This window comes from Wolbachia endosymbiont (group A) of Icerya purchasi, assembly GCF_947251635.1.
Taxonomy (GTDB): Bacteria; Pseudomonadota; Alphaproteobacteria; order Rickettsiales; family Anaplasmataceae; genus Wolbachia; species Wolbachia pipientis.
In genome coordinates, this window is sequence record NZ_OX366357.1 from 263,179 (window position 1) to 281,371 (window position 18,193).

The 18,193-nt window shown below is 35.3% G+C and carries 13 protein-coding genes and 5 pseudogenes; 16 read left to right on the top strand and 2 right to left on the bottom strand.

Annotated features, from left to right (window positions below; genetic code table 11):
- The first annotated feature begins 75 nt into the window (after window positions 1-75).
- The 5 genes and pseudogenes from OPR17_RS01385 to OPR17_RS01405 form a co-directional block, all read left to right on the top strand.
- On the top strand, window positions 76-969 hold the full coding sequence (locus OPR17_RS01385; RefSeq protein ID WP_265021846.1) for an IS982 family transposase: 894 nt from the start codon (window positions 76-78) through the stop codon (window positions 967-969).
- Window positions 970-1,028: 59 nt separating this feature from the next.
- Window positions 1,029-2,087 (top strand): hypothetical protein, encoded by a 1,059-nt coding sequence (locus OPR17_RS01390; protein ID WP_265021847.1) that lies wholly within the window; start codon window positions 1,029-1,031, stop codon window positions 2,085-2,087.
- 237 nt (window positions 2,088-2,324) lie between these two features.
- Complete coding sequence (locus OPR17_RS01395) at window positions 2,325-3,140, top strand: hypothetical protein (RefSeq protein WP_265021848.1); 816 nt, start codon at window positions 2,325-2,327, stop codon at window positions 3,138-3,140.
- A 62-nt stretch (window positions 3,141-3,202) separates the two neighbouring features.
- A complete protein-coding gene (locus tag OPR17_RS01400) occupies window positions 3,203-4,375 on the top strand; it encodes a porin (protein ID WP_265022135.1) in 1,173 nt (390 codons plus the stop codon).
- 207 nt (window positions 4,376-4,582) lie between these two features.
- Window positions 4,583-4,780 (top strand): annotated as a pseudogene (locus OPR17_RS01405) (IS4-like element ISWosp8 family transposase); the annotation flags it as partial.
- Window positions 4,781-4,787: 7 nt separating this feature from the next.
- Here the strand turns inward: OPR17_RS01405 and OPR17_RS01410 are convergent.
- On the bottom strand, window positions 4,788-5,669 hold the full coding sequence (locus OPR17_RS01410; RefSeq protein WP_265021320.1) for an IS982 family transposase: 882 nt from the start codon (window positions 5,667-5,669) through the stop codon (window positions 4,788-4,790).
- 77 nt (window positions 5,670-5,746) lie between these two features.
- Between OPR17_RS01410 and OPR17_RS01415 the strand changes: the two are divergent.
- The 8 genes and pseudogenes from OPR17_RS01415 to OPR17_RS01450 form a co-directional block, all read left to right on the top strand.
- Window positions 5,747-6,595, top strand: a pseudogene (locus OPR17_RS01415) (DNA-methyltransferase); the annotation flags it as partial.
- A 7-nt stretch (window positions 6,596-6,602) separates the two neighbouring features.
- The gene (locus OPR17_RS01420; protein WP_015588412.1) at window positions 6,603-7,082 is read left to right on the top strand and encodes a hypothetical protein; all 480 of its coding nucleotides are present in this window, start codon (window positions 6,603-6,605) and stop codon (window positions 7,080-7,082) included.
- A 3-nt stretch (window positions 7,083-7,085) separates the two neighbouring features.
- Entirely contained in the window at window positions 7,086-8,561 is a 1,476-nt protein-coding gene (locus OPR17_RS01425; RefSeq protein ID WP_265021822.1) for an ankyrin repeat domain-containing protein, read from the top strand.
- A pseudogene (locus OPR17_RS01430) lies at window positions 8,558-10,387 on the top strand (phage terminase large subunit family protein). Before OPR17_RS01425 ends, OPR17_RS01430 begins: the two are co-directional and overlap by 4 nt.
- Entirely contained in the window at window positions 10,380-10,604 is a 225-nt protein-coding gene (locus OPR17_RS01435) for a gpW family protein (protein WP_265021823.1), read from the top strand. Before OPR17_RS01430 ends, OPR17_RS01435 begins: the two are co-directional and overlap by 8 nt.
- A gap of 26 nt (window positions 10,605-10,630) precedes the next feature.
- A pseudogene (locus tag OPR17_RS01440) lies at window positions 10,631-11,661 on the top strand (PDDEXK nuclease domain-containing protein).
- Window positions 11,661-13,073, top strand: coding sequence for a phage portal protein (locus OPR17_RS01445; protein WP_265021824.1), 1,413 nt, complete (start codon window positions 11,661-11,663; stop codon window positions 13,071-13,073). The pseudogene OPR17_RS01440 and the gene OPR17_RS01445 overlap by 1 nt, the downstream one beginning before the upstream one ends.
- A gap of 33 nt (window positions 13,074-13,106) precedes the next feature.
- A complete protein-coding gene (locus tag OPR17_RS01450) occupies window positions 13,107-14,102 on the top strand; it encodes a S49 family peptidase (RefSeq protein ID WP_406828659.1) in 996 nt (331 codons plus the stop codon).
- Between the two features lie 543 nt (window positions 14,103-14,645).
- Here OPR17_RS01450 and OPR17_RS01460 read toward each other — a convergent pair.
- Entirely contained in the window at window positions 14,646-15,668 is a 1,023-nt protein-coding gene (locus tag OPR17_RS01460; protein WP_265021361.1) for an IS110 family RNA-guided transposase, read from the bottom strand.
- Between the two features lie 203 nt (window positions 15,669-15,871).
- Here OPR17_RS01460 and OPR17_RS01465 point away from each other — a divergent pair, with 203 nt between their 5' ends.
- The 3 genes and pseudogenes from OPR17_RS01465 to OPR17_RS01475 all read left to right on the top strand — a co-directional run bounded on the left by OPR17_RS01465 (window position 15,872) and on the right by OPR17_RS01475 (window position 17,553).
- Entirely contained in the window at window positions 15,872-16,150 is a 279-nt protein-coding gene (locus OPR17_RS01465; RefSeq protein WP_265021849.1) for a hypothetical protein, read from the top strand.
- 180 nt (window positions 16,151-16,330) lie between these two features.
- Entirely contained in the window at window positions 16,331-16,627 is a 297-nt protein-coding gene (locus OPR17_RS01470) for a transposase (RefSeq protein ID WP_265021288.1), read from the top strand.
- Window positions 16,628-16,692: 65 nt separating this feature from the next.
- A pseudogene (locus OPR17_RS01475) lies at window positions 16,693-17,553 on the top strand (IS256 family transposase).
- The last annotated feature ends 640 nt before the right edge of the window (window positions 17,554-18,193 follow it).

Consider the following 18,193-nt stretch of genomic DNA (forward strand, 5'->3'; position numbering starts at 1 on the left):
CTGGATTAAAGGAGAATAGAAAAGGCAGAAAACAGGGTAAACTCAGCAATTATAAAAAAATAGATGAGGTTACCCATGGAAGACATAACAAAACTGTTTTGTTTGGTCGATGATTTTTGCAGAGATATAGAGAAAAATTTTGCAGGCAAACTACTGCCAAATGGTAAAAAACCCACAAGAACAACGGAAATTGAGCACTCTGAAATCATGACAATAATCCTGCTATATCAACAATCTCCGTGTAAAAATTTCAAAACTTTCTATCTACATTACCTAACGTTGCTCTACAAATCAGAGTTTCCAAAGTTGCCTTCATATACCAGGTTTGTTGCTCTAAAGCCTAGGGTTTTGTGGCATTTAGCAATGTTGTTGCATTGGCTTTGTGGACAGTCAGAAAACACTGGAATTTCATATATAGACACAACTCCCATTGCAGTTTGTCATGCAAAAAGAATATCCAAAAACAAAGTTTTTGCTGGAATTGCAAAATTAAGCAAGAGTACTTACGGCTGGTTTTTTGGTTTCAAATTACATATGGTAATCAATGAAAATGGTGAAATTCATGCACTTACGCTAACAAAAGACAATGTTGATGATAGGATACCTGTGCCAAATTTGACGGAAAAATTAACCGGCCTTTTGTTTGGTGACAAAGGTTATATTGCAAAAGAGCTTTTTCAGAAGCTGTTTGACCGAGGTTTGAAACTTGTTACCAAGGTGAAAAAAGGTATGAAAAATACATTAATTTCGCTAAATGAGAAGATTTTACTGAGAAAAAGGTCTATCATTGAGACTGTTTTTGGTTACCTAAAAAATAGACTAGAAATTGAACACACTCGCCATAGATCCCCTGTTGATTTCTTGGTTCATATCTTTTCTACTCTCATCTCCTATTCCATCAAATCCAAAAAGCCTTCTATTTCCTATACTTCCTTCCTTAATCCAGAATTTGCGTTTTTAAAGCATTAGAAGAATTCTTTGTTGGCAATATATTTAATATAGATGATCGAAAAGGATTCAAAGATTCTTTGGTAGAGTTAGTTATGAAACATTATTACTTTGGCAATAAAATTTTAACTTTAACTCTACCAAGAGAAGCAATACCTAATTCTTTCGCTTTAGAGCTTTTGTCTTCACTTTATAAAGAAAATGCGCTAGCTTTACCTATTATATTAAAATACCTTGTTCACAGGAATTTATCCAAAGATTTTGATGAGATCAGTAAAAAATTACAGGCCGAAATGGATCAAGATATACAAGAAGCGGAGCTACAACACAATTCTAAAATTTCTAAAGAAATTGAGGTATGCAAACAAGACATTTTAAATGTTCTGGATGGTGGTAAATCAGTATTGAGTGATCAATTGAAGCAAAAATACTATTCTATACTAGAAAATGAGGTTAAAGAATTAAAGGCTGAGATTTCAAAAGAACTAGAAGACTATACTAACAACACTAACATTCATGAAATATATCAAAGCCTTAATAACAAAAGAAAAGAAAAAGAACATTGTGAGGAAATAGGAGTTCCTGCACTTTGTACTTCTGGTATTGCCACACTTTGTATGTTGTTTTTTGCTCCACTTATAGCAATCCACATTTGTGATTTTAGAAGGGGTGGTATAGGTTTTTTAGAGGCTCTTATGTATACAGCAGCTCCATTTTTGATTGTTGCAACGTTAGCACTTATAATAGCAGGTGTAGCTTACTTAGTAAATAGGAACTATGAGAAAAGTTTTATAAAAGAAATGCAAAACTTTGTAGAAAAACCAAAATGTATGGATAAAGCAACTAATACTGAAGATGTGAAGAAGTTAGAACAAGAAGAAACAGGAGTAGGCGATTATGGTAAAAAACCTTCAGCACTACCATACGATGGACCTAAGCAGCCAGCAGATCTTTCAGAAGCACAACCACCATCATACGAAGAAGCTTGCAGCACTATCGTGCAATTGGAAGATTCAGGACCAAGCAGTAATCTTGATTTTGCTGAGCAGCTAAAACCTGGTACAGATCTTTTAGGGAGTCTTTCAGAACAACAAAAAGCAAAATTGGGTCCTGTTCTACTTCCATCTAATACAATGTAATAAAGGGGTATAACTCAGAGCTAGAGGTTATGATTGTAATAAAGACATAAAAAAACGGACAAGTCAAGCAAAGTTACAAATGTAATTTTGCTTGACTATCCATTTATTACCACCTAAAGCAGCTAACAAAGCCATCCCATATGACATTTTGCCTATACCCAATTAAGCATATTAATAAGTAAGTAAATCTTAATATAATCTTATTATACTTATAAATACGCTGTATAGAATGAAAGTATGGATGATTTCATAACTGCAAGAAGAAAAGATGATGCTGTGGTATCTGTTTGTCAGGATAATAAGAAAAAAAACGTGTTAATTTTAGGGCTCAATCAAGCCGCAAGGAATTTGTTAAAATACGAGGAAGGGAATTTACTTAATAAGCCGTTAATCAATATTTTAAGTGCAAGAGCAGCTGACGACATGAAGAATTATTTAGAGTATACCGAAAATGGACACGATTTACTTGATATACTACCTAAAGTGATAGATTTTTCCTTAATTGATGCTAAGGGAGAAGATATCAGGACAAAAGTAAAAGTTTTCCGCACTGCACAATTTGCCAGTAATAAAATAAATTATGAGCTGTTAATACGTGATATCAGTTTGTCCCATAAATTAGGAATCTTTAGAGATGAATATCTAATGGGTAAAAAATATAAAAACCATGACTTATTCGATATACCGGGCAATGAGTCCACTATTCTAGAGTTATACGTTATATTGAATTTCGCCTTTCAACATCAAATTAATGCAGCTATAGGAATAATTGGCTTAAATAGTAGCTGTAGCGAGACAAATGATGCACTGAAAGTTGTCATAGAACATTTTTATAAAAATTGCCGTAGTGATGATTTTCTAGGGTATATTGATGAGAATAAAGTGCTTTTTGTTTTGATTAACTGCGATGTAAAAAGTACATCTAAAATAATTAATCGTATACATTCTGCCATTAATAAGCAGTTATTAATGCAAAAATTACCAAGTGTATCAATAATTTATGGGAATATAGCTCAAAAACAGGCAGCAAAATCTACCAGCGGTACCTTCTGAAAAGTTGTTTTTTATTTATATTGAGTTTAAACTTAAATTTTTATAAAGATTTAAGTTTATTTATGAAGTTAAAGTACTACCTGGTAGCACTGCTTTCATCATTGTTTTTGCAGAATAGTGCTAGCTCTAAAACAATTTTGGATAAGGAAATATTTTATGCAGAACTAGACGGAAAAATAGATTTGAGATTCGGCTACGCCTTCAACAGAGATTCTTTCAATGCTAAGCCTAAGGATAAAACTTCAAGTGATTCATACTTGCGCTTTCTTTATTTACAGCAAGTTTATCCAAATACTCAAATGGGGGTTAATGTTAAGGCAGGGGTTTCTGGTATTGCAAACCTAAAAGCGTTAGACATAGAAAAGTTAGACATGGAGGAATGGTATTTTATCATAAAAAACCAGGAACTTGGATCAATTGAATATGGTAAAAGAAGTTTAGTTAGTCAGAGCATGTTAATTAACACTTCAAAAATTTATGCAGCTGCTGGAGGAGTAAATGGTTGCTGGGCAAACTATGCAAATTTGCGCGGTGATCCTAAAAAAGATGGTGACCCTGGATATGATAAAGACAAGGTATTTTTGGTAAAACCCAACATTTACAGTGAGTATAATGGGCTCGAACTAGGGTTAAAACAATCATCAATTAACTACATCTCCCCTAAAATCTATAACTTTCAACTCGGGTTCAGTTACGTCCCAGGAAAAAATAACTTACAATATAGCAATCTAATTGCTGCTGGCCTTTCCTATAAAAACAGCTTGTCAGATGATATAGGTTTTACTACTGCCTTAACTGGTGAATTTGCAAGAGAAAATTTAACTGATTGCTCAGATGGGACTTCTAAAAATTATGAATGCCGCAATCAATTACTACACTGGAATTTTGGTTTGAAGCTAAAATTGTTCGATCTTGATTGCATTTTTTCGTATGGTAATGGTGGTAAATCTGGTGAGAAGCGTAATCCTGAAACAAATAATACGTATTATATGAATGCAGGTATCGCTTACCGTTCTGATTCTTACAAATCGAGCTTAACATATTTTAGTAGTGGTAGAGATATTGCAGGCGAAGGTACAAACGAGTTAACATCATATGCTTTAAGTCTTGAAAATTCTCTTTTTTTAGGTACTTCATACTATTTCGATATTGTAAAGTTTAGTACAAAAGAGCCTAAAATAGAAAATAACAACTCTGGTTATGTGTTCTTGGCTGGACTGAAATTAAGTTTTTAATATTGCCTCCTTCCAATACTCTTTTCTGTCATCCAAGGTAACTGTTCACACAATGGCGTCAACTTAAGGAAAAATATCAGCGATAGTGTATAAAATTTCTCTCTAAAACTTTTACCATTAAATTATCCAGAAGCCGCAGGAAACAGCACTTTTGTTTCTATTTTATTTCAACAAAGAAGTTTAAAATGTGTCCTTTTTAGGTGAAACATGCAAAAAGGAAAAAATTTTATTCTACAAATTAAAAATATAATATACTCGAAAGCTTTTCAGAGAATCCATTGTGTTGGAAAGAACAGTTTCACGCGAACAAGAAAACTCCCTTTTACGACAGTATTTTCTATGATTTTAAAGTTAGTTAAAAAAAGTTTGGGAATAGAATGTGAACTTATGGAGCCATTGACATGTACCCTACTTACGCGAATTCTGGATTAAGGAAGGAAGTATAGGAAATAGAAGGCTTTTTGGATTTGATGGAATAGGAGATGAGAGTAGAAAAGATATGAACCAAGAAATCAACAGGGGATCTATGGCGAGTGTGTTCAATTTCTAGTCTATTTTTTAGGTAACCAAAAACAGTCTCAATGATAGACCTTTTTCTCAGTAAAATCTTCTCATTTAGCGAAATTAATGTATTTTTCATACCTTTTTTCACCTTGGTAACAAGTTTCAAACCTCGGTCAAACAGCTTCTGAAAAAGCTCTTTTGCAATATAACCTTTGTCACCAAACAAAAGGCCGGTTAATTTTTCCGTCAAATTTGGCACAGGTATCCTATCATCAACATTGCCTTTTGTTAGCGTAAGTGCATGAATTTCACCATTTTCATTGATTACCATATGTAATTTGAAACCAAAAAACCAGCCGTAAGTACTCTTGCTTAATTTTGCAATTCCAGCAAAAACTTTGTTTTTGGATATTCTTTTTGCATGACAAACTGCAATGGGAGTTGTGTCTATATATGAAATTCCAGTGTTTTCTGACTGTCCACAAAGCCAATGCAACAACATTGCTAAATGCCACAAAACCCTAGGCTTTAGAGCAACAAACCTGGTATATGAAGGCAACTTTGGAAACTCTGATTTGTAGAGCAACGTTAGGTAATGTAGATAGAAAGTTTTGAAATTTTTACACGGAGATTGTTGATATAGCAGGATTATTGTCATGATTTCAGAGTGCTCAATTTCCGTTGTTCTTGTGGGTTTTTTACCATTTGGCAGTAGTTTGCCTGCAAAATTTTTCTCTATATCTCTGCAAAAATCATCGACCAAACAAAACAGTTTTGTTATATCTTCCATGGGTAACCTCATCTATTTTTTTATAATTGCTGAGTTTACCCTGTTTTCTGCCTTTTCTATTCTCCTTTAATCCAGAATTCGCGTTAGAAAAAGTTCAAAACTTTCTTGATGATTTAGATGGTGAAGAAGAAGATCTTTCTGACTTAGTTGTTGATGACAAAAAAGTAGAAGTAACAAAACCAGGGGATTTATGGATTTTAGGTGATCATAGAATCTATTGTGGTGATAGCTCTGTAGTTGAATTATATAAAGCGTTGTTAGATGATAAAATGGCAGACATTACTGTTTGTGATCCTCCATATAACGTTGATTATGGTAATAGCCAAGATAAAAAGATATTAAATGATAATCAAGGTGAAAAGTACGAACTTTTTCTCTACGACATCTGTTCCCATATTTTAGCATATACGAAAGGTGCAATTTACATCTGCGTATCATCATCAGAGTTTTCAACGTTGCAAAAAGTATTTGAGGAGGCAGGAGGAAAATGTTCAACATTTATCATTTGGGCAAAGAGTCACTTTACGCTAGGAAGGTCTGATTATCAAAGACAATACGAAGCAATGCTCTACGGTTGGAAAAATGGCAATAAACGTGAGTGGCATGGAGGTAGAAATCAAAGTGATCTGTGGTTTTATGATAAGCCAACACACAATACACTACACCCAACAATGAAGCCAGTAGAGCTAATGGAGAGAGCAATAGTAAACAGCAGTAGACCAGGAGACATAGTTCTTGATCCATTTAGCGGCTCTGGAAGTACGCTGATTGCATGTGAGAGAACAGGAAGAATTTGTAGGACAATAGAGCTAGATTCAAAATTTGTAGATGTAACGATAAAACGTTGGCAAGTGTACACAGGCAGGGAAGCAATTCTTTCTGGTACTGGTAAAACCTTTTCAGAGATTCAAGAAGAAAAACAGTAAGAAAAAAGTGGAAAAGATAACGCAAACAGAATGGGCAAGAGAGATAGGAGTTTCAAAGCAATATGTCTGTTATTTAGTAAAAAAAGGAATAGTTGAGTTGGAGGATGGTTTGATCAATAGAGAACAGGCAAATGAAGCAGTGGCAGCAATAAGAGATCCAAGTCAGCCACTGAGGAGGAAAAATCCAGAAAACGAAAATACAAGTAACCTTTCTACAATGTTGCTAAAAACGCGAATAAAAAATGAGATGGAACGTGGCAAATTGCTTGAGGCAAAAGCTAAGGCTGAAATAGGAGAACTTGTAGCAGTAGAAGAAGTAAAAAGTGAGGCATTTAACGTAGCAAGAGTTGTACGTAATAATTTGCTTAATATTCCAAATAGAGTTTCAGCACTGCTTGCATCACTGAGTGACACTGAAAAGATTCATATGGCGCTAACCGAAGAGATTACAAACTCATTACAAGAATTATCTAATATTAAGTTTTAAATAATGTCTGCTAACTTAAGTTTAGAATTAATAAAGTGTCTCATTAATCAGCAAGGAGTGGATGTAAATGTTAGAGGATTAAATGGGAAAACCCCACTACATTATGCAGTAGAAATTAACGAGCTTAGTATGGTTGCGCTTTTACTAAATAGGAAAAATATTAATCCACTGATCACTGATGATGATGGTAAAAGTGCGCTCTCTTGTGCAAGAGAAGAGATATTACAAGCACTAATCAATCACAAATATGGATTGGAGAAAGATAGCTTACTTCATTTAGCTACGATGTTGAATGAAGCAAATGCTGTAAGGTTTTTACTCGACAAAGGGGTTAATGTTAATGAGCAGAATGCTTTACTACATACACCATTACATTTAGCATCAGGAGCTGGGCATGAAAAAATAGTAGAAATTTTAATTAAAGAAGGAAATGCGGACAAAGATGTTCTTGATGCAAGAAATCATGCAGCAATGCATTATGCAGTAAACAACAAGAGAATAGGAGTAGTAAAAAAACTAGTAGACCTTGATGCAAATGTAAATAGGACCGGTAGTGGAGAAAATGCAACAAAGTTATCACCTCTTCACAATGCTGTAAGCGTTAGCAATTATGATGAACGAGATTTGTGTTTGGATATTGTAAGGTGTTTAACAAATGCTCCAAACTCCAAGGTCAATTTACAAGACTATGAAAATAAAACACCATTACATTATGCTGAAAGACTTAAAACAATAGAGGTTTTACTAACCCGAGAAGATATAGATCCTTTGATTAGAGATGATAAAGGCAAAACACCATTTTGTTATGCAAGAGAAAGGAATAAACAAGATATAGTGGAAATTTTAGTGAGTAGTAAATATGGAGAAGATAAAAACAGTTTACTTCATTTAGCTGCAAAAAAAGGATATGAGGAGTTCCTAGAAGAGATTTTAGAAGAGGGAGTTGAAGTAGATATTTTAAACAATAAAGGAGAATCAGCGATATATCTTGCAGCAATAAATAGACATTTTAATATAGTAAAATTACTGCTAAAGAAAAGAGCAGATGCTACAGATGTTTTTCAGTACGCAATAACAACAAATAACGTAAAACTGATAAAGTTATTAAGCAAAGAAAAAGATATAGTTTTATTTGGAAAAAATGACAACTTTCCAACGTTTCATTTATTGAGCAATAAATATTTTGAAGAAAGGAAAATAGCAGACAAAAAAATAAAGAAATGCATCAATATCATCTGTGTTTCTATAACAGTATGTGCAATAGCGATAGTAGGAATTTACCCTAACATTATAGCTGCGGTAATGGTGGGAATAGTTGCGCTCATAGCTGCAATAATAATGAGTAATTTAATTCAGAAGTATATAGAAGAAGCGCTTGAAAAGAAAATGTTTATTGAACTCGAAAGTGGGAAAACAAGTAGTCCTAATTTAAGTGATGTGGAAATATCATCTAATGATGGTGAAGAGCTAGCAATATGATATACGCCACATCTTTTTCTGAAGGTTTAAAACCGGATCCGCAGCTTAAAGTGTCAGAGTGGGCAAATGAGTATCGAGTTTTAGCTCCAACTGCAGCATCAGAGCCAGGTAAATGGAGAACAGAGAGAACTCCTTATTTAAAAGAAATCATGGATTCACTATCTCCATCTTCACCAGCAGAGAAAATAGTATTCATGAAAGGAGCACAGATTGGGGGAACAGAAGCTGGTAACAATTGGATAGGCTATATTATAGATCAGACTCCTGGTCCAATGTTAGTTGTGCAGCCAACAGTTGAAATGGGAAAGCGTTGGTCAAAAGGAAGATTTGCACCGTTAATAGAGAGTACACCATGTTTAAAAAGTAAAGTAAAAGACCCAAGATCAAGAGATTCAGGGAATACTGTACAAAGTAAGGAATTTCCAGGTGGAATAGTAGTAATAACCGGAGCAAATAGCAGTGTAGCACTGAGATCTATGCCAGTAAAATATCTCTTTCTTGATGAGATTGATGCCTATCCAGGAGATTCGTGAGGTGAAGGAGATCCAGTTTTACTCAGCATAGCCCGTACTAATACATTTGCACGGAGAAAGATTTTTTTAGTATCGACACCAACGATTCATGGAATAAGCAGAATTGAGAAAGAATTTGAAGCAACAGATAAGAGATATTTTTTTGTACCATGTCCATATTGTAATTACTATCAAGTTCTGAAATGGTCACAAATTAAATGGGAAGATAATGACTCAAGAACAGCACATTATGTCTGCACTGAATGTAGCGGCAAAATAGAAAATCATCAAAAGACAGAGATGCTTGAACGTGGAGAATGGAGGCCTACTAATAGAGTAAAAGGTGAGAAAAAAGGATTTCATCTTTCAAGTCTTTATAGTCCAGTTGGGTGGTATAGTTGGACTCAAGCAGTAGAGGATTTTCTCCATGCAAAAGAAAGTGAACAATTACTGAAAGTTTGGATAAATACTACGCTTGGAGAAACCTGGGTAGATAAAGGAGAAGTACCAGACTGGAAGCAATTATTTAACAGAAGAGAATTTTTTCAGATTGGCACAGTACCAAGGGGCGAAGTAGTTCTCACAGCAGGAGTTGATGTTCAAAAAGACCGTTTAGAAGTAGAAGTTGTAGCATGGGGAAGAAGCCGTGAAAGTTGGTCAATAGACTACCAAGTATTTGAAGGAGATACAGGAGGTGGAGAAGTATGGGGAAAACTCTCTGAGCTCTTAAATCATCATTTTATCGGTGAAAATGGGCTTGAATATATGATAAGCATGATGGCGGTTGATGCAGGGTATGCAACACAAGAAGTATACAACTGGGTGAGAGGTCATCAAGGATCTGGAAGAGTAATGGCAGTGAAAGGTGTAAATAAAGCACTAGTACCACTTAGCAGCCCAAGTAGAGTAGATATAACAGTTGGTGGTCAAAAGCTAAAAAGAGGAATAAAGCTTTGGCCAGTGGGAGTATCGATATTAAAGTCAGAGCTTTTTCAATTACTTAATGTTTTAAAAGAAGAAGAGGGAAAAGCTCTACCTGGATACTGTCATTTTCCGGAGTATGCACCTGAATATTTTAAGCAGCTAACGGCAGAGCAATTAGTCAGCAAGGTAGTAAAGGGATATACCAAACAAGAGTGGCAAAAGGTAAGAGAAAGAAATGAAGTACTAGATTGCCGAATTTATGCCAGAGCTGCATCTATTGCGCTTGGAATTGATCGTTGGCCAGAGAGTAAATGGAATAGTCTGAGTGGAAAAATGGAAAGTAAAAAGCCTAAAAAAGTAAGACAGAGTAAGTGGTTGAAAAATGTATAACGAAGAGTATTTGTTTCAAGTTGAACAAGCAATAAAGAAGCTGCAAAACGGAGAGCGAGTAGTATCAATTGCATATGGTGACCATGTAGTGAGATATGCTGAAGTTCAGATAAATGACTTGCTGAATCTACGGCAACGTATTAAGGCTGAATTGAAAATTGCAGGTATAAAGCAAAAGAGAAAGATTGTTTTTTCAACGAGTAAGGGGATCATATAATGATAAAAATCGTTGAAAGGAACTCTATGACAAAAATTATAGCAAAAGAATATACAGATTTTTAGAGCAGCTCAAAGAACAGATTGCTACTAGTCGTTATAAAGCAGCAAGAACAGTAAATAAAGAGCTACTACTACTTTATCATTATATTGGAACACAGATTCTAGAAAAACAAAAGAGCCAAGGTTGGGGATCCAAAGTAATTGAGCAGTTAAGTAGAGACTTAAAGGCTGAGTTTCCAGAAATGAAAGGTTTTAGCACAAGAAATCTAAAATATATGAGGCAGTTTGCAGGGGAATATCAAGATATTGAATTTGTGCAACAACTTGTTGCCCAATTGCCATGGGGACATAATGTATTTCTGATGGACTTAGTTCGGGACAAAGAAGCGAGGCTATTCTACATAAAAGAAGCTATAGAACATGGCTGGTCAAGAAACATTATGGTAATGCAGATTGAACTTGGGTTACATAAACGTCAGGGAAAGGCTATCACTAATTTTAAAGAGAAGTTACCTTCACCTCAATCAGATTTAGCGCATTATACATTAAAAGATCCATATATTTTTGATTTTTTGAGTATAGGAGACGATGCTCACGAAAGAGAAGTAGAAAAAGGACTTGTAGGCCATGTAGAGAAGTTTTTGCTTGAGCTAGGGGAAGGATTTGCGTTTGTTGGTAGACAATTTCATTTAGATGTTGGCGATGACGATTTCTACATAGATTTATTGTTTTACCACTTGAAGCTACGTTGTTTTGTGGTGATTGAATTAAAAGATAAAAAATTTAAACCTGAATATGCAGGAAAAATGAATTTTTATCTTTCAGCCGTTGATGATTTACTGAAGCATGAGACAGATCAACCATCTATAGGATTAATTTTATGTAAATCTAAAAATGATGTACTAGCAAAATACACGCTAAAGGATATGACGAAACCGATAGGCCTTGCTGAATATCGAATAACTGAAAACCTACCAGAAGAGATAAAAACAGCGCTACCAACAATAGAAGAGCTAGAGGCTGAATTATTGAAAATTTCAGATAAGGAAAAGTAATGCTATTAAAATCGTTCAAACAACTATTTAGCAAGCCAAAAATCAAAAGTTCAGCCTGGGATGCGTCAGGCTCAGGAAGAAGGGTAATGTATTGGCAAGGAGAAACAGGAAGTATAAATAATTTACTTTCTCAGAGCCTTGAGCACTTGCGTAGCCGCTCTCGTGACATGGTAAGAAAAAATCCTTACGCTGCAAGTATAATTGATACAATAGTAAGTAACTCTATTGGAACAGGAATAAAGCCGCAATCAAAAGCAAGAGATGGAGAATTTCGAAAGAAGGTGCAAGAATTATGGCTAAGATGGACAGATGAAGCAGATAGTAACGGAGTAAGTGATTTTTATGGATTACAAGCTCTGGTATGTAGGAGCATGATAGAAAGTGGAGAGTGTTTTGTACGCCTCCGACATCGTAAACTCGAAGATGGATTTTCTGTACCATTGCAACTTCAAGTATTGGAATCAGAGCATTTAGATAACAAAAGTAATCAAACACTTGCAAATGGCAATATTATTCGTAGTGGTATTGAATTTAACCGACTTGGTCAAAGAGAAGCATATTACTTATTTAAAGAACATCCTGGTGAAAGTACCTTTGGAGAGTCAGTAAGAGTGCCAGCAAACGATGTTTTACATATCTATAAACCACTGAGACCTGGGCAAATTAGAGGAGAGCCATGGCTTTCGAGTATACTGCTAAAGCTTTATGAGCTTGATCAATACGATGATGCAGAATTAGTAAGAAAAAAGACAGCAGCGATGTTTGCAGGGTTTATTACGAGACTTGATCCTGAAGCAAATATTTTAGGAGAAGGTGAAGCGAATGAGCAAGGAGTAGCACTATCAGGTTTAGAGCCAGGAACAATGCAGCTTTTAGACCCAGGAGAAGATATAAAGTTTTCAGAGCCGTCTGATGTTGGAGGAAGTTATGAAGCATTCATGAGACAGCAGCTTAGAGCTATTGCAATAGGCACAGGAATAACATATGAGCAACTAACAGGAGATTTAACCGGTGTTAATTATTCATCCATTCGAGCAGGGCTGATAGAGTTTCGCAGAAGGTGCGCAATGTTACAGCACAACGTGATAGTGTTCCAGTTTTGTAGACCTATTTGGAATAGATGGCTAGAATTAGCAGTACTTTGTGGAGAACTGAGTATAGATGAAAAAGTAGTAAAAGCAGTGAAAGAAGAAGTAAAATGGATACCACAGGGATTTGATTGGGTGGATCCGCTAAAAGATCAGCAAGCACAGCAAATGGCAGTAAGGAATGGATTTAAGAGTCGAGCAGAGGTAGTATCAGAAATGGGTTACGATGTAGAAGAAATTGACCAAGAAATAGCAGAAGATCAAAAGCGTGCTAATTCTTTTGGACTTTGTTTCGATTCTGATGTTAATCACAAAGTAGAATAAAGGGAGGAAGTGGTGTGGATAAATAAACCAGTAATGGTAGAGAGAAGAAGCTTTGAACTACTATCATTATATAACAGCAAACAACCTATCTTTAAGAACTCAAAGTATTTTCATATAAACCCAAAAGGAATAGCAATAATACGTATTTATGGAGTTTTGACTAAAAAAACAGAAGCTTTTGATCATATTTTAGACATGACTTCGTATGAAAATATTCATGAAGAGATAGAGAGTGCTTTAGAAGATAAAAGCATAGAGACGATTCTACTTGACATAGACAGTCCAGGAGGGGAAGTAAAAGGTGTCTTTGACCTAGCTGATTTTATCTATAGTGCAAGAGGAAAAAAGAGGATAATAGCAATAGCAAATGATGATGCATATTCTGCTGCATATGCTATAGCTTCTAGCGCTGAAAAGATTTTTCTCACCCGCACTTCAGGAGTTGGGAGTATAGGAGTAATAGCAAGTCATATAGATCAAAGTAGGTTTGATGAAAAGCAAGGTATTAAGTACACCACAATCTTTGCTGGTAGTCGAAAGAATGATTTAAACCCACATGAGCCAATGACGTCTGAAAGTCTGGGAAGCTTACAAAAAGAAGTAGACCGACTATATGAAATGTTTTTGCAGCTAATAGCAAGGAACAGAGGTCTTTCAATTGAAAAGATTCGATCAACAGAGGCAGGGCTATATTTTGGGGAGAAAGCAATAGAAATAGGTCTTGCAGATGGAGTTACAACATTTTTTGAATTTATCAACAATCATAGGAGTGTTAGTATGACAACTATTGAGGAAGGCTACGAGAACTGTCGTAGAGAAGTTTTAGAGATAATAAGATTATGTAATGTATCAAAGATGCCAGAAAAGATAGGAGAATTTATTGAGCAAAGCGTAAGTGTTGAGCAAGCAAGGGAGGTTTTAATGGAATTACTTGCAGAAAGAACGAAGAAGACAGAGATACTGAGTGCAGTACCACGGAATTCGCAGGAAGATTTGATGACACAGGTAGCGAAAAGTCGGTGCATTTAAATTTTATAACCGCCATATATAGTGCTCTGCGGTAAATAAGTGTCCAAAATGCGCCATAATGGCTAATTATAAGGTAATAACCGCGGTGTATAGCAGTTATAAACACGGCGGTAAAAAATAAAAAAAGGAGAGAAAAAGACATGATAAGTATAACTGAAGGAAATAATTTAGGCGATCTTCTGAAATATGAAGTGTCCAACCTATATTCAAGAGATACCGTCTCGCCAGTCAACAAGAAAATTATAAAAATTGAATCTTAAGCTGCATTGTAAAATCAAAAAGTACTTCCAACTGTGTAGCGGTATACCGTCTCGCCAGTCAACAAGAAAATTATAAAAATTGAATCTTAAGCTGCATTGTAAAATCAAAAAGTACTTCCAACTGTGTAGCGGTATAGTTAATGTATATATTGATAAGTAAATTTCTGTTGTTTTGTATGTATAAAACTAATTTACTTATCAATATATACACTAACCAACTACATTCAATAAATTTGTATAAGATAATATTTTACATAAGATAAAATGGAAGCATTTTTTGATTTTAAAGCACTAAACCTTCAGTCAACATCCTAGCTCTGTAGTTCTTGATATGATTTGGATCAAAAGCACTTTTGGATGTCAGAATACCGAAAATGATATGGAGTAACTTACGCATTGCAGCACCAACGATGGCCATATTATGCTTACCCTTTTCCTTTAATCTTTGGCAAAAACTCATAATGATAGGATTGTGATTCTTAGCTACTATGGCAGGAAAGAACAGAGCCTTGCGTAGTGTTCGTGAACCTGATTTACTTAATCTGGGCTTGGCATGTACAGATGAACCTGACGTTATATTTTGTGATATAGTTCCTGCATATGCTGCCAATTGCCTGGCATTTATAAAATCCTTTATGTCAGGAATTTCCGCTAAAATAGCTATTGCTGATTCCTCTCCTATTCCTGGAATAGTCAGTAGAAGTTGAAAATTTTCCAACAACTCTTTGTGTTGCTTTAATAATTCACGTATGGAGTTTTTTATTGTTTCTATTTTTTGCTCTATGTTCATTGCAAGGTCTTCCCAAGCATTTGCAACTTCTTTAGGCAGTCTCTCTTTTTTTTCTAAGTGGTTATTTACTAATGTCAATTCATCTTTTAACGCAGCCGAGCAACGATAAAGATGTTTTAATTTTTTCTTTTCGGGAGAAGGTGGTGCCCAGCGAGTTGGTTCCTGCCTTTGGCAATAATCTGCAATAATTTCTGCATCGGTCTGATCATTCTTTTGTCGTACAAGCTTACTCCTCGCATAAGATTTTATGCAATAAGGATTTACAACACTAACAAAATATCCAGCATTGTGAAGAAATTCAGCCAAAGCTTCACCATAACAACCAGTAGCTTCCATACAGGCTTTTACTTCTTCTACATTATGTTTTTGTAGAAAGTCCTGCAAACCTTGAAACCCAGAATCCTCGTTTTTAAAATTCCTTTTCCTAGTTTCACGTTTTCCTTTTTTGCTTATGAATGAAAGAAAAACATCAAAGCGATCTTTTGATATGTCTATTCCTAAAAAGTTGTTGATCATATATAACCCCATACGTTACCATTAAAAATGAAAAGTAAGGCTTACCTTGTGAATACAGAATTAGAACCATTTAGGTTTTTCTACGATACCGTCCAGCCTATACTTTTGAGAAGGGAACTCTTATCTCTTGCACAGATTTTATATCTAAGCCAAATGCTAGAGTTTTTCCCTTCTCCATCTAATGCTTAAGCTTAAAACATTAAATGCTTTTTACAAGATACAAGCCAAATGCTTCCAATAGCCTTGCTTCTGCTGCATGCTTTGATAATGGATCTAGCAAAGAAAATACTGCAGATAAAAAAGAAAAACCATCAATGCAACAAAGACAAGCAATCACGGCTGGTAGTGTTGGTGCGGCGTTACTAGTCAGTAGTATTATAGCTTATATATTGAAAATGTATGCTATAGCGGTGATTGGGGGAATAGTTGGATTAGCTTGTGTGGTATCCGTTCAGCTAAGCAGTGTGAGAGATGATAGATAAGAGGTTTTGGAAAGGATGGAGACCCCTTTGTTTCCATGTCAAGTATAATGAAATTATCCGTTCAAGGAATGCATTTCCCCGCTTCGATTGGGTAAAATATGAATTTTGCGGGAATGTTCAAAAAAGTGTGTCAAACCGAAAAAAAGTAATAAATTGATATAAAAAAATGGAGGTTTGACAATGAGTCAGAAAGTAGTAAACAGAACTACCGGATTGGTAGATTATAAAGAGTTGGAAACAAATATCCTGTCGTCTATACGAGAAGGAAGACCGTTGACAGGAAGGGACGGAGCATTAACACCATTTATAAAAAAGCTGCTGGAGGCAAGTTTGGAAGGTGAAATAGAAAACCACTTGTTGGCTGAAAGCGAAGAAAATAATCGAAGAAATGGGAGAAATGGAAAGACTTTACGGACAAGTGCAGGTTCATTTGAGCTTTTGACGCCAAGAGATAGGGAAGGAAGTTTTGAGCCGTAAATAGTCAAAAAAAGGCAAACAAACCAGAGCTTGAAACGAAGATTTTGAGCACATTTGCCAGTGGTATGAGCTATAGAGATATAGCGTCACACGTTGAGGAAATTTATGATCACAAAATATCGGTTGCAGAGATATCAAGTATTACCGACAAATTACTGCCTATAATAAATGAATGGCGTAGTCGTCCACTGCAATCAGTATACCCGATAGTATTTATGGATGGGATGTTCTTTAAGGTCAAAGAGGATGGACATTGCGTAAGTAAATGTATGTACAATATATTGGGCATAGACCAAAATGGCAGAAAAGAAGTCTTGGGCTTTTATTTTGCTGAAAGTGAAGGAGCTAACTTTTGGTTGGGAGTGCTAAATGACCTCAAAGAAAGAGGAGTAGAAGATATTCTGATTGCATGTGTAGATGGGCTAAAAAGCTTTCCTGCAGCTATAAATAGTGCGTTTCCTAAAGCAGAAGTACAGCTATGTATAGTGCATCAGATAAGGAATTCACTGAAATATGTATCAAGCAAAGATGTGAAAGTTTTCATGAATGATCTGAAAAAATATATCGTGCTGCAAGCAGAGAAATTGCCGAGAATTACTTACTTGAGCTAGAAGAAAAATGGGGAGAAAAGTACCCATTGGTTGTAAAATCGTGGCAGAATAATTGGATCCGGCTATTTTAAGTATTCTGGCCCAATCAGGAGGCTAATTTATACTACCAATCCTATTGAGGGGTTGCATAGACAGATTAGAAAATTCACTAAAACTAAGGGCTCATTTACTAGTACAAATGCCTTGTACAAACAGGTATATTGTGCTATAAAAAAGGTAGAGGAAAAGTGGACGATGCCTATATCTGATTGGGCATTAACTATCTCTCAACTTGATATTTTCTTTCCTGATAGATTGAAAATTGAGTTGAACTAAAAATGCGGTTTGACACACTTTTTTGAACATTCCCTAACAAACAACGTCACTATTAACTATTGCATTCCAGAACAATTTGATGCATCATTCTTTTTGTAAAAAACATTCCAAACTTTCTCTCCACTTTTTCTGGGTAAGGTCAGAAAGGGTTTGGTTGGAAGAAGTGGAGTAGCGAATGGATATACAAAACGCTGGGTCTATATTCAGACTACAGAATAAGGTATTACAAACCGAAAGCATCACCAGCACAATATGTTATAAACTTTGGTAAAGAATCTGCTAGGAAAGCGTAGTGCGGATGCTGCGTTTGACGAGGCGGGAGCTGGAAACGTTAACATGGGAATTTGGATTGAGGCCTGTTGTGAAAACAATGGATCAGCCACCAAACCCTAAAGTAGGCGCGCCAGTTCTCGACCCTACATATTTTTTTGAAGGTTAAATCCAGCTTAGGGTCGAGAAACTTAGATAAAGCCATAGTAAAAATACTGAGAAAAGATTAATAATTATACACTATTCTATACAAATATTCAATCTTTTTTGATATTCGTTCAAGTGTGGCAGAAGAACTTATTCAAATAAAGTAGGTAGTAAAATATAAACATTTTATAAAGTGAAAAATGGACTTTTCAGGCCACTGCTG

Coding starts and splice junctions, on each gene's coding strand:
- OPR17_RS01385 (WP_265021846.1), top strand. CDS start 76: ATGGAAGACATAACAAAACTGTTTTGTTTGGTCGATGATTTTTGCAGA.
- OPR17_RS01395 (WP_265021848.1), top strand. CDS start 2,325: ATGGATGATTTCATAACTGCAAGAAGAAAAGATGATGCTGTGGTATCT.
- OPR17_RS01400 (WP_265022135.1), top strand. CDS start 3,203: ATGAAGTTAAAGTACTACCTGGTAGCACTGCTTTCATCATTGTTTTTG.
- OPR17_RS01410 (WP_265021320.1), bottom strand. CDS start 5,669: ATGGAAGATATAACAAAACTGTTTTGTTTGGTCGATGATTTTTGCAGA.
- OPR17_RS01425 (WP_265021822.1), top strand. CDS start 7,086: ATGTCTGCTAACTTAAGTTTAGAATTAATAAAGTGTCTCATTAATCAG.
- OPR17_RS01435 (WP_265021823.1), top strand. CDS start 10,380: ATGTATAACGAAGAGTATTTGTTTCAAGTTGAACAAGCAATAAAGAAG.
- OPR17_RS01445 (WP_265021824.1), top strand. CDS start 11,661: ATGCTATTAAAATCGTTCAAACAACTATTTAGCAAGCCAAAAATCAAA.
- OPR17_RS01450 (WP_406828659.1), top strand. CDS start 13,107: ATGGTAGAGAGAAGAAGCTTTGAACTACTATCATTATATAACAGCAAA.
- OPR17_RS01460 (WP_265021361.1), bottom strand. CDS start 15,668: ATGATCAACAACTTTTTAGGAATAGACATATCAAAAGATCGCTTTGAT.
- OPR17_RS01465 (WP_265021849.1), top strand. CDS start 15,872: ATGCTTTTTACAAGATACAAGCCAAATGCTTCCAATAGCCTTGCTTCT.
- OPR17_RS01470 (WP_265021288.1), top strand. CDS start 16,331: ATGAGTCAGAAAGTAGTAAACAGAACTACCGGATTGGTAGATTATAAA.